Source organism: Diaphorobacter nitroreducens (assembly GCF_002214645.1).
Lineage (GTDB): Bacteria > Pseudomonadota > Gammaproteobacteria > Burkholderiales > Burkholderiaceae_C > Diaphorobacter > Diaphorobacter nitroreducens.
In genome coordinates this window covers 1,436,794-1,462,780 of the sequence record NZ_CP016278.1, presented here as the reverse complement: position 1 = coordinate 1,462,780, position 25,987 = coordinate 1,436,794, and the positions used below count along the sequence as shown (strand labels likewise).

18 protein-coding genes and 1 pseudogene are annotated in these 25,987 nt (G+C 67.9%); 10 read left to right on the top strand and 9 right to left on the bottom strand.

Translation table 11 applies throughout. The features are described from left to right. Positions 1 to 51: 51 nt before the first annotated feature. The 6 genes from pstC (at position 52) to phoR (ending at position 5,672) form a co-directional block, all read left to right on the top strand. A complete protein-coding gene (gene pstC, locus BA022_RS06770; RefSeq protein ID WP_011805577.1) occupies positions 52 to 1,065 on the top strand; it encodes a phosphate ABC transporter permease subunit PstC in 1,014 nt (337 codons plus the stop codon). After that, positions 1,062 to 1,943, top strand: coding sequence for a phosphate ABC transporter permease PstA (pstA, locus tag BA022_RS06765; protein ID WP_011805576.1), 882 nt, complete (start codon positions 1,062 to 1,064; stop codon positions 1,941 to 1,943). Before pstC ends, pstA begins: the two co-directional genes overlap by 4 nt. Positions 1,944 to 1,965: 22 nt before the next feature. Continuing rightward, positions 1,966 to 2,748, top strand: coding sequence for a phosphate ABC transporter ATP-binding protein PstB (pstB, locus tag BA022_RS06760; protein WP_011805575.1), 783 nt, complete (start codon positions 1,966 to 1,968; stop codon positions 2,746 to 2,748). A gap of 14 nt (positions 2,749 to 2,762) precedes the next feature. Further along, entirely contained in the window at positions 2,763 to 3,464 is a 702-nt protein-coding gene (phoU, locus tag BA022_RS06755) for a phosphate signaling complex protein PhoU (protein WP_088888537.1), read from the top strand. Between the two features lie 16 nt (positions 3,465 to 3,480). Next, on the top strand, positions 3,481 to 4,188 hold the full coding sequence (gene phoB, locus BA022_RS06750; protein WP_011805573.1) for a phosphate regulon transcriptional regulator PhoB: 708 nt from the start codon (positions 3,481 to 3,483) through the stop codon (positions 4,186 to 4,188). Positions 4,189 to 4,274: 86 nt separating this feature from the next. Beyond that, positions 4,275 to 5,672, top strand: coding sequence for a phosphate regulon sensor histidine kinase PhoR (phoR, locus tag BA022_RS06745; protein ID WP_088886973.1), 1,398 nt, complete (start codon positions 4,275 to 4,277; stop codon positions 5,670 to 5,672). On the opposite strand, the gene BA022_RS06740 is transcribed toward phoR, so the two are convergent. From BA022_RS06740 to trxA, 9 genes are all read right to left on the bottom strand, one after another. Next, positions 5,617 to 6,993: an MATE family efflux transporter gene (locus BA022_RS06740; protein WP_088886972.1), complete on the bottom strand. Its 1,377-nt coding sequence runs from the start codon at positions 6,991 to 6,993 to the stop codon at positions 5,617 to 5,619. The two genes, phoR and BA022_RS06740, sit on opposite strands and share 56 nt — an antisense overlap. Continuing rightward, entirely contained in the window at positions 6,993 to 8,690 is a 1,698-nt protein-coding gene (locus BA022_RS06735; RefSeq protein WP_088886971.1) for a hypothetical protein, read from the bottom strand. The genes BA022_RS06740 and BA022_RS06735 overlap by 1 nt, the downstream gene beginning before the upstream one ends. Before the next feature lie 150 nt (positions 8,691 to 8,840). Then, the gene (locus tag BA022_RS06730; protein WP_011805569.1) at positions 8,841 to 9,095 is read right to left on the bottom strand and encodes a type B 50S ribosomal protein L31; all 255 of its coding nucleotides are present in this window, start codon (positions 9,093 to 9,095) and stop codon (positions 8,841 to 8,843) included. A 97-nt stretch (positions 9,096 to 9,192) separates the two neighbouring features. Further along, positions 9,193 to 10,341 carry an ABC transporter permease gene (locus BA022_RS06725; RefSeq protein ID WP_011805568.1) on the bottom strand — a complete coding sequence of 383 codons (1,149 nt, stop codon included), beginning with the start codon at positions 10,339 to 10,341 and terminating at the stop codon, positions 9,193 to 9,195. 3 nt (positions 10,342 to 10,344) lie between these two features. Further along, positions 10,345 to 13,155: a ribosome-associated ATPase/putative transporter RbbA gene (gene rbbA / locus BA022_RS06720; RefSeq protein WP_088886970.1), complete on the bottom strand. Its 2,811-nt coding sequence runs from the start codon at positions 13,153 to 13,155 to the stop codon at positions 10,345 to 10,347. Between the two features lie 24 nt (positions 13,156 to 13,179). Further along, positions 13,180 to 14,250, bottom strand: a complete 1,071-nt coding sequence (locus BA022_RS06715) for an HlyD family secretion protein (protein WP_088886969.1) — start codon at positions 14,248 to 14,250, stop codon at positions 13,180 to 13,182. A 20-nt stretch (positions 14,251 to 14,270) separates the two neighbouring features. Further along, a complete protein-coding gene (locus BA022_RS06710) occupies positions 14,271 to 15,623 on the bottom strand; it encodes an efflux transporter outer membrane subunit (protein ID WP_236884908.1) in 1,353 nt (450 codons plus the stop codon). Positions 15,624 to 15,965: 342 nt separating this feature from the next. Then, a complete protein-coding gene (gene rho, locus BA022_RS06705) occupies positions 15,966 to 17,228 on the bottom strand; it encodes a transcription termination factor Rho (protein WP_011805564.1) in 1,263 nt (420 codons plus the stop codon). 239 nt (positions 17,229 to 17,467) lie between these two features. Next, positions 17,468 to 17,800: a thioredoxin TrxA gene (trxA, locus tag BA022_RS06700; RefSeq protein WP_011805563.1), complete on the bottom strand. Its 333-nt coding sequence runs from the start codon at positions 17,798 to 17,800 to the stop codon at positions 17,468 to 17,470. A gap of 115 nt (positions 17,801 to 17,915) precedes the next feature. On the opposite strand from trxA, the gene BA022_RS06695 reads away from it, so the two are divergent. The 4 genes and pseudogenes from BA022_RS06695 (at position 17,916) to BA022_RS06680 (ending at position 25,939) form a co-directional block, all read left to right on the top strand. Continuing rightward, positions 17,916 to 20,486 carry a PD-(D/E)XK nuclease family protein gene (locus BA022_RS06695; RefSeq protein ID WP_088886967.1) on the top strand — a complete coding sequence of 857 codons (2,571 nt, stop codon included), beginning with the start codon at positions 17,916 to 17,918 and terminating at the stop codon, positions 20,484 to 20,486. Then, positions 20,479 to 23,783 (top strand): annotated as a pseudogene (locus tag BA022_RS06690) (UvrD-helicase domain-containing protein). The gene BA022_RS06695 and the pseudogene BA022_RS06690 overlap by 8 nt, the downstream one beginning before the upstream one ends. Positions 23,784 to 23,886: 103 nt before the next feature. Then, entirely contained in the window at positions 23,887 to 24,582 is a 696-nt protein-coding gene (locus BA022_RS06685; RefSeq protein ID WP_088886966.1) for a class I SAM-dependent methyltransferase, read from the top strand. 13 nt (positions 24,583 to 24,595) lie between these two features. Then, positions 24,596 to 25,939: a TIGR03862 family flavoprotein gene (locus BA022_RS06680; RefSeq protein ID WP_088888536.1), complete on the top strand. Its 1,344-nt coding sequence runs from the start codon at positions 24,596 to 24,598 to the stop codon at positions 25,937 to 25,939. Positions 25,940 to 25,987: the final 48 nt, after the last annotated feature.

The window sequence follows — 25,987 nt, the reverse complement described above, 5'->3', positions numbered from 1 at the left end:
GTGGGCCACCGGTTCCCCTGTTTTACAAGGCAATCAGACGTGTCCAGTACCATGCCCGTCCACGAGGCCCCGCCGCTTGATGCGGCTGTTGGCGCATCCAGGGGTTCACCCCCGCCCCGTACCACCCTGTTTTCCGGCGTGATTGCCGATCGCATCTTCGGCTGGTTGGCGCGCGGCGCGGCCGTGCTGACCCTGGCGCTTTTGCTGGGCATCATGGCGTCGCTCGTGCACGGTGCCTGGCCATCGATCCAGCAGTACGGTCTGGGCTTCCTGACGAGCAGCGTCTGGGATCCCGTGCAGAACGAGTACGGCGGCCTGGTGATGGTCTACGGCACCCTGACGACCTCCATCATCGCGCTGCTGATCGCCGTACCGGTCAGTTTCGGCATTGCGCTGTTTCTGACGGAGCTTTCCCCTGCATGGCTCAAGCGTCCGCTGGGAACTGCCATCGAACTGCTGGCGGCTGTGCCTTCGATCGTCTACGGCATGTGGGGCCTGATGGTGTTTGGCCCCATTCTTGCCACTTATGTGCAGCAGCCGCTGCAGTCGCTGTTCCACGGCGTGCCTTACCTTGGCGCGCTGGTGTCGGGGCCGCCCGTGGGTATCGGCATTCTGTCGGCCGGCATCATCCTGGCCATCATGATCATCCCCTTCATCGCGTCGGTCATGCGCGATGTGTTTGAAGTCACTCCCGCGCTGCTCAAGGAGTCCGCCTACGGCCTGGGCTCCACTACTTGGGAGGTGGTGTGGAAGGTGGTGCTGCCCTATACCAAGTCCGGTGTCCTGGGCGGCATCATGCTGGGGCTGGGCCGTGCGCTGGGCGAGACCATGGCCGTCACCTTCGTGATCGGCAATATGAACCAGCTCAATTCACTGTCCGTGTTCGAGGCGGCCAACAGCATCACCTCCGCGCTGGCCAACGAATTTGCCGAAGCCGGCGAGGGCCTGCACCAGGCGTCGTTGATCTATCTGGGACTGGTGCTCTTCTTCATCACTTTCGTGGTGCTGGCCTTGTCCAAGCTGCTGCTGGCGCGCCTCAAGAAAAACGAAGGGGCGCGCGCATGAGCACGTCGCAAAAACTCATCTCCGCGGCCGAGCTGGCCCAGGTGCGCCAGGCGCGCTATGCGTCGCGCAAGCGCCTGAACCAGATCGCATTGACGCTGTCGCTTCTGGCCATGGCGTTTGGCGTGTTCTGGCTGGTCTGGATCCTGTGGGAAACCATCCGGCTGGGCGTGGGCGGGCTGAGCGTGGCGCTGTTCACGCAGATGACTCCCCCGCCCAACGAAGCCGGTGGTATCGCGAACGCGATCTTCGGTTCCTTCGTCATGGTGCTGCTGGCGACGTTCGTGGGCACGCCCATCGGCATCATGGCGGGCGTCTACCTTGCGGAATACGACGCACGCGGCTGGCTGGCATCCACGACGCGCTTTGTGAACGACATCCTCCTGTCCGCACCCAGCATCGTGATCGGCTTGTTCGTCTATGCCGTGGTGGTCGCCCAGTTCAAGAGCTTCTCGGCCTACGCCGGGATCATGGCCTTGGCGCTCATCGTCATCCCCGTGGTGATCCGCACCACCGAAAACATGCTGATCCTCGTTCCGGCCAGTCTGCGCGAGGCGGCCTACGCCCTGGGCACGCCCAAATGGAAGGTCATCACCATGGTGACGCTGCGGGCGGCCCGCGCCGGCGTGATCACCGGCATATTGCTGGCGGTGGCACGCATCGCAGGCGAGACGGCGCCCCTGCTGTTCACTGCACTGAACAACCAGTTCTGGAATGGCGACCTGTCCAAGCCCATGGCCAGCTTGCCGGTGACCATCTTCAAGTTCGCCATGAGCCCCTATGAGAACTGGCAGCAACTCGCCTGGGCTGGCGTGTTCCTCATCACCCTTGCGGTGCTGGGCCTGAACATCCTGGCCCGCGTGGTCACGCGCCAAAAGTAACAATTGCTTCCGGAAGACATTCATGCCCTCCACCAAGACCTCCGCGCCCGTGCAATCCAAGATCACGGTCCGTGACCTGAACTTCTATTACGGGAAGTTCCATGCCCTCAAGAGCATCAACCTCGACATTCCCGAGAAGAAGGTCACCGCCTTCATCGGACCGTCGGGCTGCGGCAAATCCACGCTGCTGCGCACCTTCAACCGCATGTTCGAGTTGTATCCCGAACAGCGCGCCGAGGGGCAGATCATCCTCGACGGCGAGAACCTGCTCACCAGCAAGCAGGACGTGGCGCTGATCCGCGCCAAGGTGGGCATGGTGTTCCAGAAGCCCACGCCGTTTCCCATGTCAATCTACGACAACATCGCCTTTGGCGTGAAGCTTTTCGAGAGCCTGAGCGCGAGCGACATGGACGACCGCGTGGAATGGGCGCTGCGCAAGGCGGCCTTGTGGAATGAGGTCAAGGACAAGCTGGACCAGAGCGGCGCGGGCCTGTCCGGCGGCCAGCAGCAGCGCCTGTGCATCGCACGCGGCATCGCCATCAAGCCGGAAGTGTTGTTGCTCGACGAGCCCTGCTCGGCGCTGGACCCCATCTCGACCGCCAAGATTGAGGAATTGATCGCTGAACTGAAAGACGACTACACCGTGGTCATCGTCACGCACAACATGCAGCAGGCGGCGCGCTGCAGTGACTACACCGCCTATATGTATCTGGGCGATCTGGTGGAGTTCGGCGACACCGAGCAGATGTTCTTCAAGCCGCAGCGCAAGGAGACAGAGGACTACATCACGGGCCGCTTCGGCTGATGGAGGTACGGGACATGGCAGACAAACATCTTTCTTCACAGTTCGACAGCGAACTGAACAACATTTCCTCCCGCGTTATGGAACTGGGCGGCTTGGTGGAGTCGCAGATCCGCCAGGCTATCTATGCGCTTTCCCACTTCAACCTGGAAGCCGTGGAGCAGGTGGAGCAGTTGGAGCGCCGCGTGAACGTCATGGAGGTCGAGATCGACCACGAGTTGGCCTCCGTCATCGCGCGCCGCCAGCCCACCGCACGCGACCTGCGCCTGCTGATGGCGTTCTCCAAGGCCATCGCCAATCTGGAGCGCATGGGTGACGAGGCCACGCGCATGGCGCGCATGGTCAAGTCCATCATCGAAAGCGGGGCCGCCCGTTCGCTACCGTCCAGCGACCTGCGCGTCGCGGCCGACCTGGCTTCGGGGCTCCTGCGCAAGGCGCTGGATGCGTTTGCCCGCCTGGACACCAAGGCCGCTGTTGCCATCCTGAAGGAAGACGATCTCATCGACCGGGAGTTCGACGGTTTCGTGCGCAAGCTCATCACCTACATGGTGGAAGACCCGCGCACCATCTCCGCCAGCCTGGACCTGCTGTTCCTGGCCAAGGCCATCGAGCGCATCGGCGACCATTCCAAGAACGTGGCCGAGCTGATCATCTATCTCGTCAAGGGCAAGGACGTGCGCCACACTGCGCTGGACGAGATCGAGTCGGCCGTGGCCTGAGAAAGGCGGTGAACCGATGAAGAAGCTTCCCCGGGTACTCATCGTCGAGGACGAGTCCCCCATCGCAGAATTGGTGGCCGTGAACCTGCGCCACAATGGCTTTCAGCCCATCTGGGCGGAAGACGGCGAGTCGGCGCAGCGCGAGCTGGACGCGGTGCTGCCCGATGTCATCTTGCTGGACTGGATGCTGCCGGGCCAAAGTGGCCTGCAACTGGCACGCAAGTGGCGTGCCGACAGCCGCACCAAGCAGATCCCGATCCTCATGCTGACGGCGCGTGGTGACGAGCCCGACAAGGTGGCAGGGCTGGATGCCGGCGCCGACGACTACATCACCAAGCCGTTTTCCACGCAGGAACTGCTGGCGCGCATCCGCGCCGTGCTGCGCCGGCGTGCGCCCGAGCAAGTCAGCGACAGCGTCTCTATTGGTGAACTGGTGCTGGATGCGGCCACGCATCGCGTCAGCTACCAGGGCCAGCAGCTCAAGGTCGGGCCGACAGAGTTCAAGCTGCTGCACTACCTGATGAAGCACCCGGAGCGCGTGCACAGCCGCGCGCAACTGCTCGACAAGATTTGGGGGGACCACGTCTTCATCGAGGAGCGTACGGTGGACGTGCACGTGAAACGCTTGCGTGAAGCGCTGGGGGTAGGCGGCGCCATGGTGGAGACCGTGCGTGGAGCGGGATACCGGCTCACCGCGCAGCCGCAGACACTCATGCGGGCGTGATGGCGGGTGCCCGACGCCCCCGTGTTTTTTCAGGCGCCCGGAGATGATGCGGGCGCTTTTTTGTTGTTGACCTGAGCCCTGCGGCCATGCTCCTGCGCTTCTTTTTCTTTCTGCTGTGCCAACTGATCGGCGGTGCGCTGGGCTGGTGGCAGGCGGGCCCCTGGGGTGCAGGCATCGGCGCCTGTTTCGCCGCATGGTTGTGGTTTGCCTGGGATCTGTGGCGCGGCGCGCGCGTGCTGAACTGGTTGCGCCAGGGAGACCCCACGCAAACGCCACGCCTGAGCGGCCTGTGGGGGGAGGCAGCAGACCGCGCGAGGCGCCTGGTGCGCCAGGGCCAGTTGAAGGCGCAGGCTGGCGATGCGCGCCTGCAGGAAATCCTCCAGGCGCTGCAGGCATCGCCCAATGGCGTGATGCTGCTGGATGCCGAAGGCCATATCGAATGGTGCAACCAGATGGCCGAGGAGCACTTTGGCCTGGATGCGGAGCGTGATGCGCAGCAATCCATCGGCAACCTCGTGCGGGACCCGGACTTCAGTACCTACTACGCGTCCAAGGACTACACGCGCGACGTGGTGCTGCCAGGACGCGCCAGCACGCCCTCGCGGCCGGTGCGCGTATCGGTGCACCTGCACCCGTATGGCGATGGCCGCAAGCTGCTGCTGTCACGCGACGTGACGGCGCTGGAGCAGGCCGAGGCCATGCGGCGCGACTTCGTCGCCAACGTGTCGCATGAGATCCGCACCCCGCTCACCGTACTGATGGGCTTTGTCGAAACCCTGCAGACCCTGCAGCTCAGCAACGAGGAGCGTGCGCGCTACCTGCGCATGATGTCGCAGCAGGCCGTGCGCATGCAGAACCTGGTGCAAGACCTGCTGACGCTGTCGCGCCTGGAGGGAAGCCCTCCGCCCAGCATGCACGAATGGGTCGCGGTCTCGACGTTGCTGCGCCGCTGCGAGGACGAGGGGCGCGCGCTCTCCGCCCTGCTGACGCAGAACCAGCCCGGCAAGGCCCACCAGATCACGTTCCCCACGGCCGAAGCAGCGCAGGCGGCCGGGCAGGTGGCCGGCAATGCGGCCGAGCTGCAAAGCGCCCTGGCCAACCTGGTCAACAACGCCGTGCGCTACACGCCACCCGGAGGCAGCATCACCGTGGCGTGGGACGTAGAGCCTGATGGCAGCGCCCGTTTCATGGTGCGCGACTCAGGGCCTGGCATTGAGCCGGAACACCTGCCGCGCATCACCGAGCGTTTTTACCGCGTGGACCGCAGCCGCTCGCGCGATACGGGCGGCACGGGCCTCGGACTTGCCATCGTGAAGCATGTGGTGCAGCGCCATGGCGCAGCGCTGCAGGTGGCCAGCGTGGTGGGGCAGGGCTCGACGTTCACGGTGGTGTTTCCGCCGTCGCGCCTGCGGACGCCGCCGCGCAGCCTCAGCGGTGGGGTTCCTGCGGTAGCGGCGGAGCCGCCCGGCGTGTCTGCAGTCTGAGCACGCCCAGCAGCAGGGCCGTGAAAATCAACGCCGTCGCGCCTAGAGCGGCAGCGCTGGCGGCCCAAAAAGGCGAAGGGGAATGCATCGGCCCCCAACCCGCCAGGCCGCGGTAGGCCAACACGTAGCCTCCATACAGTCCCACGCCCCACAGCAACACGCAATAGACCGCCAATGGCGCCAGCGTGATGCGGTAGCTGCGCAGCACGAAGATGCACAGCGTCTGCAGGGCATCCGCCACATGGTAGGCGGCCACCCATACTGCCAGCGCGCCTGCCATGGCGACGACTTCCGCGCTGGTGGAGTACAAGGCCGTGATCGTATCTTTTGCTATTAATAATATAGCTGCTAGCGCACATCCCATAAGCGCTGCAAGCCAAAAACCCTTCAAGGCGACGGCAGCGGCCTGGTGCTCGTTCCCCGCGCCACGCCAGAAGCTCACGCGGGCGCTTGCGGCAATGGCCAGCGACAAAGGCACCATGTAGAGCACGGCGGCGAGGTTGGAAGCGATCTGGTGCGCAGCCGAGGCCAAAGTCCCCTGGCGTGCGATGAACAGCGCCATCAGCGTGAAGGAGGTCACCTCCACCAGGATGGACAAACCCGCTGGCAGGCCCAGCCGCAGAAAGCGCGCGATCTGCGCGGGGTCGGGCCGCTCCAACGGGCGCCACAGCCGCAGCGGGCCGTACATCGTGTGGTGACGCAGCATCCACCAGCCCAGCAGCATCAGGCCGTAGTTCACGGCCACCGTGGCCCACGCGCAGCCTGCGGCACCCTGCGGCGCCAGCCCGGCACCGCCGAAGGTGAACCAGACCGAGAGCGGCACTTTGACCGCCAGCGAGCCGACCTGCAGCCAGGTGACGAGCTGCGGGTGCCCCAAAGCCTGGTTGAGGGTACTGTAGATGCGAAACAGCAATGCAGGCGGCAGGCCGAACGCGAGGATGGCCAGGTAGGCCTGCACCTCGCCGCGCAGCGCCGGCGGCACCTCGGTCCATTGCAGGAGCGGGCCTGGCGACAGCAGCACGGCCATGCCCAGCACCGCGGCACCCGCCCACAGGTACAGCGACTGGCGCACGCTGGCGCCCATGCCGGCCTGTGCGTTTGCGCCGCGCTGCTCGGCCCAGATGGGCAGCAAGGCCTGCAACACACCCATGAGCGCCACGTACACGCTCACGAACACGGCTGAGCCGATGGAGAGGGCGGCCAGGGACTCCTGCGAATGGCGTCCGGCAACGATGGTGTCGGTGACCCCGAAGGCCATCACCGCAAGCTGCCCGGCCAGCACGGTGAGTGCGTGCCGTGCAATGGTGGACAGCTCGGACATCAGCGCTTGCGGGCCGTGCGGCGCAGCACCAGCATGCGGTCGCCGCGGTCCGTGGGGCGGCTGACGCTCGCCATCTCCTGCCACTGCGCCGGGGGCAGCAACGCGCTCACCAGCGGTGCGGCGGAGGCGTCTGCGATGACCCAGTCGCACTGCGCCAGCTGTTCGGTGGGCACCATGTGCAGCTGCCCATGGTGCAGCAGCGCGGCCAACTGCGCACGGTTCAGCCCGTAGCCGACCACGCAGCTGTCGCGGTCGGTGATGGCTGCGGCAACACCCGCCACCTGGGGTGCGAAGCTGCGGCCATAGTTCAGCAGCGGCAGCCACAAGGTCATCATGAGCAGCCAGCCCAGCGTGGCGCCACCCGCGGGCAACACCAGGCTGCGCCAGATGGCGGGGCGGTTGCGTGCCGCGCGCCAGACCACCAGCAGACACCACGCAGCCGTGGCGGCCAGCGCCACGCCGAAGGCCAACAGCGAGAACGACGGCACGTAGCCGGGCGCCAGCTTGGCCACGTTGGCCGCGGGCTTGGCCGGCACCCCCGTCTGCACCGCCAGCCACACCACCCAGATACCGATGGCCGAGGCGCTGAAGAACAGCAGGGTGAACCAGTCGATCAGCGCTGCGATGCTGCGCCGCAGCGTCGGCAGCGCAAAGGCGGCCAGCGCCGCCAGGGCGGGCAGGCCCAGCAGCAGTGCGCGGTCGGCCGGCTGGGTGGTCAGTGTGGCTGTCACGGCCACGAGGGCAAACCACAGCGGCAGTAACAGGTGCCGGTGCCATTCGCGGCTGAGGATCTGCTGCCGCCAGCGCCACAGCGTCCACAGCGTGAGGGGCCAGGCGGGCCAGCTGAACCAGATGAACAGGCGCACCAGGCTTTGCCACTGTTTCAGATCTTCAAAGCGCACGATGCGCCAGCGCCATAGGTCCAACTGCAGCGCCAGCGCGGCAGCGGCCACTGTGGCGGCCAGCAGCACGCCCGCTGCCACTGCGCGGTTGCGCAGTGTCGCGCCGCGCGTGCAGGCCACTAGCCAGGCACAGCCCAGGCCCAGCAGCACTGCGAGCGTGGGGGCGCCGCTGAGCACCAGCCCCAGCAGACCGGCAATGGCGGTGAAGGTGGGCCACGCCGTGCGCCAAGGCATTGCGGAGCCAGCGTAAAACAGCAGCGCGGTGCAGCACAGCTGGGTGAGGTAGCTCGTGGTTTCATGCGACAGCTGGGCCAGTCCCAGGCAGGCGATGAAGGCCAGCAGGCCGGCATCGGCCATGGCGCGGGCATAGTCGGCGGGCTGCGCCTCGCCGCCGAAGGCAAAGGCCACGGGCTGTGCGCCGGGGCTGCGCGCCAGGTAGTACACGCTGTACCAGGTGGCCGCCAGGGTCAGCAGCAGCAGCGCGACGAACGGCAGGCGCGCGGCAAGCTCCGCCGGCAGCCAGCCGTCCAGCGCCTGGATGGCCCACGCGCCCAGCCAGTAGGGCAGCAGTCCGTCGCCATCCGGCGGCGCGCCCACCAGCAGCGGGTCCATCCAGGAGGTGCGCCCGAGGGCCAGTTCGCGCATGTAGCCGAACGAGGCGATGTCCGCATTGCGCCACGGGTCGCGCCCCACGAAGCCGGGAACGGCATAGGCCAGGCACAGCAGCAGCAAGGCCCAACGCGGCAGCGGGCGCACGGCGCTCTGGGCAACGATGGCGGGGGTCGGGTGTATCACGCGGACGGGGGGAAATGGCGTTGGGCCGAGGATAGCGGAGTGCGCAATAAAAAAGGCAGCGCGGAGAAGCCGGGCTGCCTAGTGTGTGCAGGTGCGGCGAATGGGTTCGCCACCTGCCTGCACGGGCCTGCACGGGGCAGGCCTTGCTGCTTACTTCGCTGCGGTCTTGCCGAAGCGGTTGCGGAAACGCTCCACGCGGCCGCCCATGTTGTCCACCGACTTTTGCGTGCCGGTGTAGAAGGGGTGCGATTCGGAGGACGTGTCCAGCTTGTACAGGGGGTATTCCTTGCCTTCGAAGGTTTCGGTTTCCTTCGTGTTCACGCAGGAACGGGTCACGAACTTGAAGCCGTTGGACAGGTCAACGAACAGCACTTCGCGGTAATTGGGGTGGATGCCTTCTTTCATGATCTTCTTCCTCAAGTCAGCGGGAGCCGCACCAGCCTATTCCAGTGTACTTTCCGCAAAAAAGCCCGCAATTATCGCACAAGCTGATTCAGCGGTGCTAGGCCATGCTGCTGATGGTGCGGCGAAAGCGCGCCAGCGACAGGGCGAACAGGACCGAGCCGATGCCCGCCAATGCCAGGAACTGCGGCCACACCACGTCCATGCCTGCGCCGCGGTACAAGATGGCCTGGCCCAGCTCCACGAAGTGCGTGGTGGGGGCCGCCAGCATCAGGTCCTGCACCAGCGCCGGCATGCTCTCGCGCGGCGTGGTGCCGCCCGACAGCATCTCCAGCGGGATGAGCGTGAGCACCATGAGCAGCCCGAACTGCGGCATGCTGCGCGCCACCGTGGCCATGAAGATGCCCATGGAGGTGGTGGCGAACAGGTGCAACGCCGCCCCGGCCAGGAAGAGCCCCAGTGAGCCGCCAATGGGCACGCGCAGCAGCCCCTGCACCACCAGGACCAGCGACGTCGTGGCCGCCAGCAGCACCACCAGCGCCATGGACCAGACCTTGGCCAGCATGATCTCGGTGGGCGTGACGGGCATGACCAGCAGGTGCTCGATGGTGCCGTGCTCGCGCTCGCGGATCAGCGCCGCGCCCGTGAGGATGATGGACAGCATGGTCACGCTGTTGATGATTTCCATCAGGCTGCCGAACCATGCCTTGTCCAGCGCGGGGTTGAAGCGCATGCGCAGCGCCAGATCCACGGGTGGGGCTGCGGTGCCGCGGTAGCGTTGCACGAACTCGCTGACCTCGCTCAGTACGATCTGCTGCACGTAGGCATTGCCGCTGAAGGCCTGGCTCATGCGCGTGGCGTCCACGTTCAGCTGTACTTCCGCTGCCCGGCCCGCGAGCACGTCGCGCTGGAAGTCGGGCGGGATGTTGAGCACGAAGGTGTAGTGCCCCGCGTCCATGCCCGCATCCATCTCGCGCGCGGTGATGAGCGCCGGCGTGTTGAACTGCGGCGGGTAAAAGGCCGAAACGATGCGCTGCGACAGTTGCGACTGGTCCTCGTCCACGATCGCGATCGGCGCCTTGTGCAGGATTTCGGGCATGGCCGTGGCGGCGGCGTACACCGACAGCGTGAACACATACACGATCAGCACCAGCATGGTCGGGTCGCGCAGCAGGCTCCACAACTCCTTCACGCCCAGGCGGTAGATGTTGAGCAGGTGCAGGCGCACGGATGAGGAGGAGCCGGGCATTGGTCAGCGCTCCTGCTTCTTCAGCAGCGCAATCGCGCCCAGCATGACCACGGGCACCGACGCCAGCAGCGGCAGCAGCGCTCCCTGCAGGTCGGCCAGGCCCAGTCCCTTGCTGAAGACACCACGGCTGATCATGAACATGTACGTGGCCGGGTAGACCGAGCCGATGAGGCGGCCGCTGCCCTCCAGCGACGAGACGGGATCGATCAGGCCCGAGAACTGCACCGCCGGTATCAGCGTGCCGATGAGTGCGAAGAACATGGCTGCGATCTGGCTGCGCGTGACGCTGCTGGCCAGCAGGCCCATGCCGGTGGAGGTGACGGAGAACACCAGCGCTGCCAGCGCCAGCGTGGCAAAGCTGCCGGTGATGGGCACGCCGAACACGGTCACCGCCAGCAGGCACATGAGCAGGAAGTTCAGCATGGCCAGCAAAACGTAGGGCAGTTGCTTGCCCAGCAGGAATTCGGTGCGTGTGACGGGTGTCACGTACAGGTTGAGGATGGAGCCCATCTCCTTCTCGCGCACCACGGCCAGCGCCGTGAGCATCGCCGGCAGCATGAGCATCAAGAGCGGAATCACCGCCGGCACCATGGCGGGCAGGCTGCGCACGTCGGGGTTGTAGCGGTAGCGCGATTGCACGGTCACGCTGCTGGCCAGGCGCTGCCCCGTGCGCTCGTGCAGTTGCGCGGCCAGCCAATGCTGGTGCATGCCTTGCACATAGCCGCGCACGGTCTCCGCGCGCATGGGCATGGCGCCGTCCACCCAGGCGCCGATCTCCACGTTCTTGCCGCGCAGCACGTCGCGGGCAAAGCCGCTGGGGATCTCGATGGCCAGCGACAGCTCGCCGCTTCGCATGCGCCGGTCCAGCTCGGCATGGTCCGACAGCGGCGGTTGCTCGATGAAATAGCGCGATCCCGAGAGCGCGTTGGCATAGCTCTGGCTCAGCGTGGTCTGGTCGCGGTCGAGCAGGGCGTAGCGCAGGTTCTCCACATCCATGTTGATGCCGTAGCCGATCACGAACATCAGGATCAGCGAGCCCGCCAGTGCCAGCGTGGCGCGCACCGGGTCGCGGCGCAGCTCCAGCGACTCGCGCCACATGTAGCTCAGCATGCGCTGCAGGCTGAAGGCGCGGTGCCGGGGTGCTTCTATTTCAGGAGCTGCTGCCGCTTGATTTGCGGGTGTTTCAAACTCTTTTGCCTTTGATACGACCGTCGATTCAGCGCTGGAAGCTCCTGTTTTTATAGCGCTGTCATCGACCGCGGGCTCGCCGGCGGCCTCCAGCAGGTAGCCGATGAACGCCTGCTCCAGCGTCTGGGCGCCGCGCCGCGCCATCAGCGCGGCCGGCGTGTCGCTGTCCAGCACCCGGCCCGCGTGCATCATGGACATGCGGTCGCAGCGCTCGGCCTCGTTCATGAAGTGGGTGGAGATGAAGATCGTCACACGGTCGCGGCGCGACAGTTCGACCAGCAGGCGCCAGAAGGCGTCGCGCGCCACCGGGTCCACGCCGGAGGTGGGCTCGTCCAGGATCAGCAACTCGGGCCGGTGCACCATGGCCACGGCCAGCGACAGGCGCTGGCGCATGCCCAGCGGCAGGTTGGCGGGCAGGGTGGCACGCTCGTCCTGCAGGGCAAAGCGCTGCAGCATCTCGTCCACGCGCGCTGTCACCTGTTCTTCCGGCACATGGAACAGGCGCGCGTGCAGCACCAGGTTCTGCTCCACCGTCAGCTCGCCATACAACGAGAACGCCTGCGACATGTAGCCCACGCGCCGGCGCGTGGCCATGTCGTGTGGGTCCACCGCCTGCCCGAACAGCCAGGCACGGCCCTCCGACGCAGGCAGCAATCCGGTGAGCATCTTCATGGTGGTGGACTTGCCGCAGCCGTTGGAGCCCAGAAAGCCGAAGATCTCGCCGCGTCGGATGCGAAAGCTCACCTGGTCCACGGCCACGAAGTCGCCAAAGCGCATGGTCAGGCCCTGCGCCTCGATGGCAATGTCGTCCTCGCCGTTGGTCGGCAGCGGTGGAATCACGACCGGGCTGTGGCCGCGCTTCCTGGCTTCGGGCAGCAGGGCGATGAAGGCTTCCTCCAGGGTGTCGACGCCAGCACGCTGCAGCAGCTCTTGCGGTGTGCCCGTGGCAAGAACGGCGCCATCGTCCATGGCCACCAGCCAGTCGAAGCGCTGCGCCTCGTCCATGTAGGCGGTGGCGACGATCACGCTCATGTGCGCGCGCTCGGTGCGGATGCGGGCGATCAGTTCCCAGAACTGCGCGCGTGCGAGCGGGTCGACGCCGGTGGTGGGCTCGTCCAGGATCAGCAGGTCAGGGTCATGGATCAGCGCGCAGCACAGCCCCAGCTTTTGCTTCATGCCGCCCGAGAGCTTGCCCGCGGGCCGCGCGAGGAAGGGGTACAGGCCTGTACTGCGCGTGAGGTCGTCAATGCGCCTGCGCCGTTCGGCCGCGCCGTGGCCGAACAGGCGCGCGAAGAACTGCAGGTTCTCCTCGACCGACAGCGTGGGGTAGAGGTTCTTGCCCAGGCCCTGCGGCATGTAGGCGATGCGCGGGCAGATCGCGTCGCGGTGCGCCTTGCGCGCCATGTCGCCGCCCAGCACCTGCACGCTGCCCTGCTGCAGTGCGCGCGCGCCGGCCATCAACGCCAGCAGGCTGGATTTGCCCACGCCGTCCGGCCCGATCAGGCCCACCATGCGGCCGGTCGGTATGTCCAGCGTGATGCCGCGCAGGGCCTGGGCCGCGCCGTAGCGCATTTGCACGTCCCGCAGCCGGGCCACGGGGGTGACGGTCTCAAGGTGCTGGGGCATGGAGCAGCCGGGCGTCACGGTCCGTCAGGGGGCCACGACGTTGTGCAGGTGCGCCGGCCAGTCGCGGCCCTCGTCCAGCTTGATCCAGGCCTGGCCGGGCAGGCCGGTCTTCACCTGCGTGATGTGCTTGCGCAGCAGCTCGGGTGCGATGCGCGCGCGCACGCGGAACATGAGCTTTTGCCGCTCGCTGGCCGTCTCCACGGTCTTGGGCGTGAACTGCGCCGTGCTGGCGACGAACGACACCTTGGCCGGGATCACATACTGCGGTGCGGCGTCGAGCACGATGCGCACCTCGGTTCCCAGCGCCACGCGGCCGGCCACGGTCTCGGGCAGGAAGAAGCTCATGTACACGTCGGTCAGATCCACCAGGTTCAGCAGCTTGCCGCCGCCGCCCAGCACTTCACCGGGCTGGGCCAGGCGCAGCTGCACGCGGCCATCGCGCGGGGCGGCGAGTTCGCTGTCGGCCAGGTCGGCGTTGATGCGCTGCACGGTCGCATCGGCGGCTTTTACCGCCGATTCGGCGCCGGCCACCTGGGTGCGCGCGGCAACGATGGCCGCGCCCGCGGCCTGCGCCTGTGCCTGCGTGGCCTTCAGCGCGGCCTGTGCGCTGCGCACGCGGGCCCGGTCGTCGTCCAGTTCCTGCTCGGAGGATGCGCCCTCGCGCGCCAGCGTCTCCGACCGTGCCGCGCGGCGCTGAGCGGCGTCCAGGTCGGCCTCGCGCTGGGCGATCAGGGCCTGGGCGGCCGTGTGCTCGCTCTCGCGCAGTGCCACCTGGGCGCGCGCGGAGGCCACGGCCTGCAGGGCGCGGTCGCGGCTGGCCTCGGCCTCGCGCTGCTGGGCCAGCAGGCTGTCCACCTGCATGCGTGCCAGTGGCTGGCCGGCCTGCACGAAGTCGCCTTCCTGCACCAGGATCTCGGCTACGCGGCCGGCGTACTTGGTGGCCACGTCCACCTCGGTGGCCTCGATGCGCCCGTTGCCGCCCACAAGGCCGGCGTTCTGCTGCGTGTCCTTCCACTGCAGCCAGGCGTAGCCGCCCAGTGCGGCGATGGCAGCGATTGCGGCTGCGGCGATGAGGATTTTCTTGGGAATGGTCATGCGAGGGTCCCGTTGGGTTGTCAGCGCGCGGGCGCGCCGCCGCCCAGCGCGGCATAGACGGAGATGTGTGCTGCCTGTAGCGCATAGCGTGCTTGCACGAGTTGCTGCTCGGCGGCCAGCAGGTCGCGCTGGGCATCCAGCACTTCGAAGTAGGGCGTGGCGCCGTGGTCGTAGCGCAGTTGCGCCAAACGTGCGCGTTCATGCAAGGCGTCGCGCTGGGCCTGCTGCAGCGTGATCTGGCGCGCTGCCGTGGCGCGCGTGGCCAACGCATCTGACACTTCGCGGAAGGCCGTCTGCACGGTCTTTTCGTAGTCGGCCACGGCGATGTTCTGGCGTGCGGCGCTCAGATCCAGGTTGGACTGCAGGCGCCCGCCGTCGAAGAGCGGCAGAGAGACGCTGGGAGCGAACGTCCAGGCGCGGCTGCCGCTGTCGAACAGGCCGTCCAGGTGCGCGCTGGCGGTGCCCGCACTCGTGGTCAGGGCGATGCGCGGAAAGAACGCTGCGCGCGCGGCTTGTACGCGGGCGTTGGCGGCGTGCAGGGTGTGCTCGGCGGCGGCAATGTCGGGGCGGCGCAGCAGCAGGTCGGAGGGCAATCCCGCGGGCACGGTGGGAAGGGCGACGGCAGCCTGGGGCGGCGCCAGGGCCAGCGCATCCCACGGTACGCCCACGAGCTGCGCCAGCGCATGGGCCTGCAGTGCCTGCTGCTGCGCGAGCTGGGTGCCGATGGATTCGGCCTGGTACAGCAGAGATTCCACCTGCGTCAGCGCCAGGCGCGAGATGGCGCCGGCCGCGTGGCGGCGCCCGAAGATGCGCAGGCTCTCGCGGCGCGTGGCGATGGTGTCTTCTGTCAGCGCGATGCGTTCCTGCGTTTCGCGCCATGCGAGGTAGTTGCGTGCCACCTGGTTCACCAATGCGGCTTGGGCGGCGCGGCTGCCTTCGGCGGAGGCGAAGTAGGCCTGCTGCGCTGCCGCCTCCAGGCTGCGCACGCGGCCCCACAGATCCAGCTCCCAGTTGCTGATGGCGAGGCCCACGCGGTGCTCGCCGGTGGTGACGGCGCGGCCGGCCACGTTCAGGTCCCCCGGCACGCGGGCGCGGGTGTGGCTGCTGCCCACGGCCAGGGTCGGCCAGCGATCGGCGGACTGCAGGCCCAGGGCGGCGCGCGCCTCGTCCACGCGCAGCATTGCCAGGCGCAGGTCGCGGTTGTTCTCGAGCGCCTGGCGCACCAGGCCTTGCAGTGTGGGGTCGCGGTAGAACATGCCCCACTCGGCCTGGTCGTCACCGCTGACGGTGCCGTCATCGAAGGCGACGGGTGGCGCGGGCCATGCGGCGGGCAGCAGCGCAGGGGAGGGCACGTCCGTTCGCACCCCTGCCATGCATCCGGCGACTGTGACGCAGATCCCGAGCAGACCCGTGCGCAGCGCTGGGCTGTCAAGGGGCGATACGAGGGCGGGGAGGGCGAAGGGCATACGCAGGCCGGCGATGGTAATCCGCAATTTCGTTCGCAGCGCCCGGTCCGTTGGGCGCCCCATTGCGGGCCACCATGCTATCGAAATGAGATGACAGCCAGTATGGGCCGGCGCGTCGCGCAGTGTCTTGAGGCGAATCAAGTGAGCGGTGGGCGGGGAGTCACGCCTGCACGCAGCGAGGGGCAATGGGCGGCCATGAAAAAGCCCCGCACGAAGGCGGGGCTGGGCAAAGCGGTGGAGCAGACCAGGTCAGCCGCCGCGGCGCATGGCCTCGAAGAACTCCACGTTGGTCTTGGTTTCCTTCATCTTCTTGATCATGAGTTCCATGGACTCGATCTCGTCCATGTTGTACATGAACTGGCGCAGGATGCGCGTCTTCTGCAGGATCTCGGGTGCCAGCAGCAGTTCCTCTCGGCGCGTGCCGCTCTTGTTGAGCTCGATGGCCGGGAACACGCGCTTTTCGTAGAGGCGGCGGCTCAGGTGGATTTCGCAGTTGCCCGTGCCCTTGAATTCTTCAAAGATCACTTCGTCCATGCGGCTGCCGGTATCGACCAGCGCCGTCGCAATGATGGTCAGCGAGCCACCTTCCTCGACCTTGCGCGCCGCGCCGAAGAAGCGCTTGGGGCGTTGCAGAGCGTTGGAGTCCACGCCGCCGGAGAGCACCTTCCCGCTGGAGGGCACCACGTTGTTGTAGGCGCGGGCCAGGCGGGTGATGGAGTCCAGCAGGATCACCACGTCCTTTTTCAGTTCCACGAGGCGCTTGGCGCGCTCGATCACCATCTCGGCCACATGCACGTGGCGTGCGGCGGGCTCGTCGAAGGTCGATGCAATGATTTCGCCCTTGACCGAGCGCTGCATCTCGGTCACTTCCTCGGGGCGCTCGTCCACCAGCAGCACCATCAGGTGCACATCGGGGTTGTTGGCCGTGATGGCATGGGCGATGTGCTGCATCATCACCGTCTTGCCGCTCTTCGGAGGCGCGACGATCAGCGCGCGCTGGCCGCGGCCGATGGGGGCGATGATGTCGATGATGCGGCCGGTGATGTTCTCCTCGCCCTTGATCTCGCGCTCCAGCCGCATCTGCTCCTTGGGGAACAGCGGCGTGAGGTTCTCGAACATCACCTTGTGCTTGTTCTGCTCCGGCGGGCCGCCGTTGACGGAGTCAAGCTTGGTCAGCGCGAAGTAACGCTCGCCGTCCTTGGGCGTGCGCACCTCGCCTTCGATCATGTCGCCGGTGTGCAGGTTGAAGCGGCGCACCTGGCTCGGACTGATATAGATGTCGTCGGTGCTCGCGGTGTAGCTGGTGTCGGGGCTGCGCAGGAAGCCGAAGCCGTCGGGCAAGATCTCAAGCACGCCGTCGGCAAAAATCTGCTCGCCGGCTTTTGCACGCTTCTTGATGATGGCGAACATCAGCTCCTGCTTGCGCATGCGGCCGCCGTTTTCGATTTCCAGGTCTTCGGCCTGCTTGAGGACTTCAGACACGTGCAGTGCCTTGAGTTCGTTAAGGTGCATGGAGTGACTCCTGGACGGAGTGGAAATGTCTGTGTGAGGGGAAGGGCTGCGTTTCGTGCGGGCCATGGGTGATGGCGGACTTGGCGAGCCTGTGATCCGGAGCCGGCCGCTGGGTGCACGTGCGGCGAGGCGATCAGCGCGAATTATGACAGGAAAAGTTCTGCGCTATTCGCAGGTTGCCCGGGTGCTGCGCACCTCGGAAGACTGCCGGCCGCGCAGGGCGGCCGGCAAGAAGGGAATCAGGCCAATTGCTGGTCGATGAAGGCGGTGAGCTGGGCCTTGCTCATGGCGCCTACCTTGGTGGCGGCGAGTTCACCGTTCTTGAACAGCATCAGCGTGGGAATGCCGCGGATGCCGAACTTGGCGGGAATCTCGCGGTTCTCGTCCACGTTCATCTTGGCGATGGTGAGCTTGCCCTGGTAGGCGCCAGCCACCTCGTCCAGGATGGGGGCGATCATCTTGCAGGGGCCGCACCACTCGGCCCAGTAGTCCACCAGCACCGGAGTGCCGGCTTTCAGCACGTCGGCTTCAAAGCTGGCGTCGGAGAGATGTTTGATGAGTTCGCTGGCCATGGCGCGTTCCTTGGTTCCTTGTGTGAGCAGTGGGCGATGCCGGTACGTATAAAGTCCAGTCATTGTGACAGAAACCGAATCCCCGCATCCTCATATGGCCGGTGCTTGTAACGCTATGACACCCATAGCAAAAGACGATCACGCCGCGGCGTGCAGCGCGGGGTGGTGCGCGGTTTTCGAGCAGGTGCGCTCAGCGGCCGCGCAGCGCGGCGCGCACCTGGCGGCCACCGTGGTGCTGGTGCCGTACGCCCAGCTCATGGGCGAGGCGCGCCGGCAATGGCAGCGCGCCTACCCGCAGGGTTTCGCGCCGCGCTTCGAGACCACGCGCAACTGGGCTGCCCAGCTGGGCGCGCCTCTGGCGGAGGGCAGCGAGTACGCGGGCGATATGGCGCGCGATGCGGTCACTGCACGTGCATTGCTCGACCGCGCCGGTCTTGCCGCGCACCGCGAAGTCCTCAGCGGTCCGCTGCTGGAGATGGCCGCGCAGTTGGCGGTGGTGGCAGCGGCCGTGGCTCCTGACCGGCGCCCTGACTGGGGCGAGTCGGCGCGCGCCCTGCTGCCGGCGGCGGGCGACGGTGGCGCGCTCCGGCTGGAGGCCGCCGCAGCGCGCATCGCCCTGGAATGGGTGCTGGCCTCGCGCCACGTGGGGGATGTGCTGTTCGAGTCTGGCGTGCGTGCGGCCGTGCCGCTGCTGGTGGTGGTGCAGGGCTTCCAACCCGACCCCCTGGCCCGCACGCTGGCACGGCACTGGGGGGAGGCGGGCCTTGTCGTGGACCTGCCGCAGGTGATGGACGGCAGGAAGGCCGGCGTGCCAACCTTGCATGCCGTGCCCGATGCCGAGGACGAGGCCCAGCGTGCCGCCGCCTGTGTGCTGCAGCACCTGGCGCAGGGACAGGCGCCCGTGGCACTGGTGGCCAACGACCGCGCGCTCACCCGCCGCATCAGTGCCTTGCTCGGCGGCGCAGGCGTGGCAGTGCACGACGAAAACGGCTGGCTGCTCTCCACCACCCACGCCGCGGCGCGACTGATGGCGGTGCTGCAGGCCTGTGCCTGGGATGCCACCGCCGATGCCGTGCTCGACTGGCTCAAGCAGTCGCCCGCGGTGGATGGGGCCGCACTGCGCGCGCTGGAGCACTGGCTGCGCCGTGCGGGCGCCCGGCATTGGAGCGGCGCGGCGACGCAACTGCAGGCGTTGGCTGAGCGGCGCCCGGCCGAGGCCGCGTTGGCGGACCAGGTACAGGCCTGGCGCGCGCAGCTGCGGGCCGCGCGGCCGCTGGCCCAGTGGTTGCAGTCGCTGCGCGTGCTGCTGCAGGACTGCGGCCTGTGGGACGGGCTGCAGCAGGACGAGGCCGGTGCGCGCGTGCTGGCCGAGCTGCGCCTGCCCGAGGGCCTGCAGGACGATCTGCAGGACATGGACGGGGCCGGTGCGCGCATGGCGCTGGCGGACTTCACGCGCTGGGTAGGGGAGGTGCTGGAATGCGCGCGCTATCGACCGGCCTATGTGGACGATGCACCCGTGGTGGTTCTGCCCCTGCCGCAGCTGCTGGCGCGCCCGTTCGCTGCGCTGGTGCTGCCCGGCTGCGATGAAAAACGCCTGCAGGCCGCGCCTGAACCGCCCGGCCCCTGGACGCAGGCACAGCGCGAGGGACTGGGGCTGCCCACGCGCGACCTGTTGGCCGCCGCGCAGCGCGCCGCCTGGCGGCAGGCCCTGCGTATTGCGCGTGTCGACCTCCTGTGGCGCGTGGGTGACGAGGGGGGCGAACCCCTCCTGCCGAGTCCGCTGGTCCAGGCGCTTCGGCTGGACGGAACCGGCACGGACGGTGCCGATCCCCGGGTGACGCGCAGCGTGCCCGTGGCACCCACGGCGCGTCCGCTGCCGGTGGGCGCGCAGCTGCCGGTGCAGCGGCTGTCGTCCTCGGCATATTCCGACCTGCGCCACTGTCCCTACCGCTTCTTCGCGCTGCGCCAACTGCAGCTGCAGGAAGACGACGAACTGGACGCCGGGCTGGACAAACGTGACTTCGGCACCTGGCTGCATGCCGTGCTGCAGCACTTCCATGAGGCGTTGCAGGACGCGCCCACGGGCGACGCCGCGGCGCGCACGGCGCTCATGGACGAGGCGGCTGCGCGCGCTACGCGCGAGCTGGGGCTGCAGGAGGGCGACTTCCTGCCCTACGCCTCGGGCTGGCCCGCGCTGCGCGCCGGCTATCTGGAATGGCTGGGCAAGCACGAAGCCGCTGGCGCCTGTTTTCGCCAGGCCGAGCTGCGCGCGCGCCAGCCGCTGGGCGCGCTGGAACTGGTCGGCACACTGGACCGTGTGGACGCCGTGCGTCCGCAGGGCGGCGGCGAACCCCTGGCGCTGGTGATCGACTACAAGACCGAGAGCGACGCCCTCACGCGCGGGCGCATCAAGGCCGGGTCCGAGGACACGCAGCTCGCCTTCTATGCCGCATTGCTGCAGGACGACACCTTGCGGGCCGCGTACGTGAATGTGGGTGAGCGCGGCGAAACCCGGCTGCACGAGCAGGACGACGTGGTGCACCTGCGCGACCTGCTGCTGGACGGCATCACGCACGACATGCAGCGCATTGCCGCCGGCGCGCCGCTGCCCGCGTTGGGCGAGGGCAGCGTGTGCGAATGGTGCGCCGCGCGCGGTCTGTGCCGCAAGGATTTCTGGAATGAGTGAAGCTGCCGCGCAAGCCGCCTACGAACACAACGGCCAACCGGTCACGCGGGAGGCCTTCTACGCCATTGCCTGTGACCCGCAGCGCAGCGTGGCCGTGGAGGCCTGCGCCGGCGCCGGCAAGACCTGGATGCTGGTCTCGCGCATGCTGCGCGCGCTGCTGGACGGCTGTGCGCCGCACGAGATCCTGGCCATCACCTTCACCAAGAAGGCCGCGGGCGAAATGCGCCAGCGCCTGCAGGAATGGCTGCAGGAGTTTGCGGCCAAGCCGCTGCCTGATCTGGAAAAGGAGCTGATTGCAAGAGGAATCGGGCCGCAGCGCGCTCTGGACAAGCGCGAGCAGCTACAAAAACTATACCGTCAGACGCTGGACGCGGGCCGCCCCGTGCAGATACGCACCTTTCACAGCTGGTTTGCGGCGCTGCTGGGCACGGCGCCGCTGGCGGTGCTGGAGCAGCAGGGCCTGCCCGCCCATTACGACTTGCTGGAGGATGACGCCGAGGCAGTGCGCGAGGTCTGGCGCCCCTACCTCGCCGCCGTGGCGCAGGACGCCGCGCTGCGCGCGGATTACGAAGCCTGCGTAGCACATCACGGCCGCTCGCAGACGCACAAGGCGCTCGAAGGCGCGCTGGCCAAGCGCGTGGAGTTCGCGCTGGCCGACGAGGCGGGCGTGGTGGACGCATCGATCCCGCATTTCGGCACGCAGTTCGCGGACCTTGCCGGCTTGCACCATCCGGCCGATGCGCTGGCCAGCGACGCAGCGCGCCAGCGCTGGCATGCCTGGGCCCAGGTGCTGGGGGCGCAGGCGAACAAGACGCCGCAGAAGGCCGCCAACGCGGTGATCGACGCCTGGCTGTGCGACGACCTGGGCCAGCGTCTGGACACGCTGCGCAAGGCCTTCTTCGTGGCCAGCGAGGATCGCCTGTCCAAGAATCTGGAGAAGTTCGCCGCCGCGCAGGAGGCCGAGGGCGAACTGCAGCGCCTGTGCGCCGCGCTCCGCCAGCACGAGGCCTGGCTGCACCAGCAGCGCATGGCGCGGCTAGCGCGTGCGCTCATCGCGCAGTTCGCCCAGCTCAAGCGCGAGCGCGGCTGGGTGGACATGAACGACGTGGAGCGCACGGCGCTGGTCATGCTGTCCGACCCCATCCTCTCGGGCTGGGTGCAGGAGCGGCTGGACGCGCGCGTGCGCCACCTGCTGGTGGATGAGTTCCAGGACACCAACCCACTGCAGTGGCAGGCGCTGCATGCCTGGCTGGCCGGTTACGCGGGCGCGGGCGGCGGCCAGCAGCCGCCCAGCGTGTTCATCGTCGGTGACCCCAAGCAGAGCATCTACCGCTTTCGCCGCGCCGAGCCGCAGGTCTTCAAGGCCGCCCAGGCCTTCGTACGCGAGGGGCTGGGGGGCGACCTGCTGGCCTGCGACCACACGCGGCGCAACGCCATCGGCGTGATCGCAGCGGTGAACCAGGCCATGCAGGCGGCGCAGGCGCAGGGTGAGTACGCGGGCTTTCGCGACCACACCACCGAATCGCGCGACCCGGGGCAACTGCTGCGCCTGCCCCCGATCACGGCGCCTGACGGGGGTGATGCCGTCGCGGCCACTGCCCCCGAGTGGCGCGACACTCTGACCCAGCCGCGCCATGAAGCCGAGGAAACCCTGCGCATGCGCGAATGCGCGCAGGCTGCGCAATGGGTGGCGGCGCAGATCGCCGCGGGCGTGCAGCCGCAGGAGATCATGGTGCTCGCGCGCAAGCGCGACCGGCTGGCCTCCCTGCAGGAGGCCCTGCGCGCGCTGCACGTGCCCTGCGTGCAGCCCGAGAAGGCCGAGCTGGGCGAGGCGCCCGAGGTGCAGGACATCGTCGCGCTGCTGGATGCGCTGGTCTCACCGGGGCATGACCTTTCGCTGGCGCGTGCGCTGCGCTCGCCGCTGTTCGGCCTGACGGATGACGCGCTGGTGCAGATTGCGCTGCGGGTACGCCAGACGGCCGCAGAAGGATCCCCGTGCAGCTGGTTCGACGTACTTCAAAAAAGTGAGCTGCTACCGCCCGACTTGCAAGCGCTGGCGCCTGTTTTGGCTCAATACAAGCGATGGGTGGAAACACGCCCCCCCACGATGCACTGCATGCCATCTACGAACACGGCGACGTGCCCGCGCGCTTTGCCGCCGCGGCTCCCGCCTCGCAGCGTGCGGGCGTGCTGGCCAACCTGCGCGCTTTGCTGGCCGCGGCGCTGCAGCAGGGCGGGGGACGGTACCTCACGGCCTATGCCTTCGTGCGCGCCATGAAGCGCCCGGGCATGCGCGCACCCGGCCGCGTGGAGGCGCAGGCCGTGCGCCTGCTCACCATCCACGGCGCCAAAGGGCTGGAGGCGCACAGCGTGCTGCTGCTGGACACCGATGCGCGCGCGCAGAAGGCCGAGACCATGGGCGCGCTGGTCGACTGGCCGGGCGAGCAGGCCGCCCCGCTGCGCTTTGTCTTTCTGGCCAGCGAATCCAACCCGCCGCCCAGTGCGGTGGACCTGCTGGCGGCGGAACTGGCGGAGCGCCAGCGCGAGGAGCTCAACACCCTCTATGTGGCCATGACACGCGCCAAGCATTGCCTGGCCTTGTCGGCAGTGCAGTCCAGCACGGCCGCGCCCGGCAGTTGGTGGAACCGGCTGGCCGAGTCCCTGCAGGACGCGCCAGTGCCGCCCGCCGCGCCATTGGGCGATGTGGCTGACGATGCCGCCGTCGCGTTGCCGCAGCTTCCGCCGTATGCGGGGGCTGCGCCGGGGGCACAAGCCGCTGCGGCGGGTGCTCCCGTCTCCACCCCGCAGTCGCGCCAGGGCGAGGCCATGCACCAGTTGCTGGAGCAGGCGGGCGTGGTCGGCGCCTTGCGGGCGGGCGGCGTGTGGCCCGCGCGGCGGCTGGCGCAGCTGGCGCGCGACTTCGACATCACGGCGGAGGCTGCCGCACAGGCCGCAGCGATGGCGCGGAGCATTCTGCAGGGCGAGGGTGCCTGGGCGTGGAACCCCGATCACGTGGAGCAGGCCCTCAACGAAGCGCCGCTGGTGTACCAGGGCCAGGGTCTGCGTCTGGACCGCCTGGTGCGGCTGCGCCAGCCGCGTGAGGGTGCGCGCTGGTGGGTGCTGGACTACAAAAGTGCCACCGCGCCCGAGCGCCAGCCGCAGCTGATGGCCCAGCTGCGCCTGTACCGCGAAGCGGTGGGAGCGCAGTTTCCGGGCGAGCGGGTGGGCGCGGCTTTCTTGACGGGCGATGGGAGGCTGGTGGTCGTGGACGCGCCAGGGCAGGGCGTGCTGTTCTGACCGGGTGGGCAGGCGCCGGGCCTGTGGCCGGCGTACGGGAATACCCCGCGTCGTGCGCAGGGGTAGGTACCATCGGTTGATTCTGCCGATTGATCGATGACCCATGAACCACACCCTCGTCCCTGATGAACTGGATGTCCTGGTCGAGTTGCTGCCAACCCCCGGCACGCGCGTCATCGAACTCGGATGCGGCGGTGCGCGCATGGCGCGGCAGATGCTGCAGCGTTGGCCGGACATGCGGTATCTGGGACTGGAAGTGGACCTCCGGCAGCACGCACTCAACCTGCAGGACACGCCGCCGCGCATGCGCTTTGCCGTGGGTGGTGCGCAGGCCATTGCATGCGATGACGCGCAGTTCGACCTGGCGCTGATGCTCAAGTCCCTGCACCACGTGCCGCTGGATGCGATGGACCAGGCGCTGACCGAAGTGGCGCGCGTGCTGCGTCCCGGCGGGCATCTGTACGTTTCGGAGCCGGTCTACGAAGGCGCGCTCAACGAGATCGTGCGCCTGTACAACGACGAAGGCATCGTGCGCGCCGCTGCGCAGGCGGCGCTGGACCGCGCGCTGGCTGTCCGCGGCACCTGGGAGCAGGTGGCGCAACGGCGATTCGACATGCCTGTGCATTTCGAGGACTTCGCCCAGTTTGAGCGGCGGATGATGAACCCCACCTTTGCCGACCACCGCATCGACGCGCGCTTGCGCGAGCGCGTGGCGGCGGCCTTCGCGCCGCATTGCACGATGGAGGGAGCGCACTTCGTGCGGCCCATGCACGTGCGCCTGCTGCGGCGTGTGGGTTGATGAAAGCAACACCATGATGGATACGGATCTGCGATCTTGCGAGATCGCCGTGATTGGCGCGGGGCCGGCTGGCCTGATGGCCGCCGAGACCGCAGCAGCGGCGGGCCTGAGCGTGCAGGTGTTCGACGCCATGCCTTCGGTGGGACGCAAGTTCCTGCTGGCGGGCAGGGGTGGGCTGAACCTCACGCATTCCGAACCGCTGGCGGCCTTCATGGCGCGCTATGGCGATCGCCAGCAGGCGCTGACGCCCTGGCTGCGAGACTTTGGCCCCGAGGACTTGCGCGCGTGGGCTGATGCCTTGGGCGCGCAGACCTTCGTCGGTACGTCGGGCCGGGTGTTCCCCAAGGACATGAAAGCCGCGCCGCTTCTGCGTGCCTGGCTGCACCGCTTGCGCGGGCAGGGGGTGCAGCTGCACATGCGCCATCGTTGGATGGGCTGGGCCGACGCATTGAATGGCATCACGCCGCCTGTGCTGCGCTTTGCCGCGCCGGCGGGAGAGGTGCGGGTAAGGGCGCGCGCCGTCGTGCTGGCCCTGGGCGGCGGCAGCTGGGGCCGTCTGGGCTCGGACGGTACCTGGGCGCCGCTGCTGGCGCAGCGCGGCGTGCCTGTAGCGCCGCTGGCGCCGTCCAACTGCGGTTTCGACGTACCGCGCGTGGATGCGCCCGTGGGCGAGACGCGGCGAGAGTTCTTTCTGGAGCTCATCGGCCGGGGCGCGCCCGCCGTCGGCTGGACGCCGCATTTCGTCGAGCGCTTCGCGGGCCAGCCCTTCAAGTCGGTGGTGCTGTCCTTCACCGACAGCCAGGGCCGGCGCTTTGAGCGGCGCGGGGAATTCGTGGCCACGGCCACGGGCGTGGAAGGCAGCCTGGTTTATGCGGTCTCCAGCCTGCTGCGCGACGAGATCGTGGCACACGGTCACGCCACCTTCCACCTGGACTTGCTGCCAGACCACACGCCCGAGCGCGTGCTGGCCGAGGTCCGCCACCCGCGCGGCTCGCGCAGCCTTTCCACCCACCTCAAGAGCCGGCTGGGCCTGGACGGCATCAAAACCGCCGTCCTCTACGAACAACTGGGCAAGGATGGTATGTCCGACCCGATGGCGCTGGCCCATGCCATCAAGGCCTTGCCCATCACCGTGGTGGCAGCACGCCCATTGGATGAGGCCATCAGCACGGCCGGCGGCGTGGCCTTCGAAGCGCTGGATACGCGCCTCATGCTGCGCACCATGCCCGGGGTTTTCTGCGCGGGCGAGATGCTGGACTGGGAGGCGCCCACCGGGGGTTATCTGTTGACTGCGTGCTATGCCACCGGGCGTGCGGCAGGGGCGGGTGCCGCGCACTGGCTGGCAACGCAGGCGTAGTACAGCAGGGGCGCCGCTTTAGGGCATGCTCTGCGATCATTGCAAGAA

Bases quoted from the DNA above. Each gene is read 5' to 3' on its own strand.
- pstC (WP_011805577.1), top strand. From the start codon at position 52: ATGCCCGTCCACGAGGCCCCGCCGCTTGATGCGGCTGTTGGCGCATCC.
- pstA (WP_011805576.1), top strand. From the start codon at position 1,062: ATGAGCACGTCGCAAAAACTCATCTCCGCGGCCGAGCTGGCCCAGGTG.
- pstB (WP_011805575.1), top strand. From the start codon at position 1,966: ATGCCCTCCACCAAGACCTCCGCGCCCGTGCAATCCAAGATCACGGTC.
- phoU (WP_088888537.1), top strand. From the start codon at position 2,763: ATGGCAGACAAACATCTTTCTTCACAGTTCGACAGCGAACTGAACAAC.
- phoB (WP_011805573.1), top strand. From the start codon at position 3,481: ATGAAGAAGCTTCCCCGGGTACTCATCGTCGAGGACGAGTCCCCCATC.
- phoR (WP_088886973.1), top strand. From the start codon at position 4,275: ATGCTCCTGCGCTTCTTTTTCTTTCTGCTGTGCCAACTGATCGGCGGT.
- BA022_RS06740 (WP_088886972.1), bottom strand. From the start codon at position 6,993: ATGTCCGAGCTGTCCACCATTGCACGGCACGCACTCACCGTGCTGGCC.
- BA022_RS06730 (WP_011805569.1), bottom strand. From the start codon at position 9,095: ATGAAAGAAGGCATCCACCCCAATTACCGCGAAGTGCTGTTCGTTGAC.
- BA022_RS06725 (WP_011805568.1), bottom strand. From the start codon at position 10,341: ATGCCCGGCTCCTCCTCATCCGTGCGCCTGCACCTGCTCAACATCTAC.
- rbbA (WP_088886970.1), bottom strand. From the start codon at position 13,155: ATGCCCCAGCACCTTGAGACCGTCACCCCCGTGGCCCGGCTGCGGGAC.
- BA022_RS06715 (WP_088886969.1), bottom strand. From the start codon at position 14,250: ATGACCATTCCCAAGAAAATCCTCATCGCCGCAGCCGCAATCGCTGCC.
- BA022_RS06710 (WP_236884908.1), bottom strand. From the start codon at position 15,623: ATGGCAGGGGTGCGAACGGACGTGCCCTCCCCTGCGCTGCTGCCCGCC.
- rho (WP_011805564.1), bottom strand. From the start codon at position 17,228: ATGCACCTTAACGAACTCAAGGCACTGCACGTGTCTGAAGTCCTCAAG.
- trxA (WP_011805563.1), bottom strand. From the start codon at position 17,800: ATGGCCAGCGAACTCATCAAACATCTCTCCGACGCCAGCTTTGAAGCC.
- BA022_RS06695 (WP_088886967.1), top strand. From the start codon at position 17,916: ATGACACCCATAGCAAAAGACGATCACGCCGCGGCGTGCAGCGCGGGG.
- BA022_RS06685 (WP_088886966.1), top strand. From the start codon at position 23,887: ATGAACCACACCCTCGTCCCTGATGAACTGGATGTCCTGGTCGAGTTG.
- BA022_RS06680 (WP_088888536.1), top strand. From the start codon at position 24,596: ATGATGGATACGGATCTGCGATCTTGCGAGATCGCCGTGATTGGCGCG.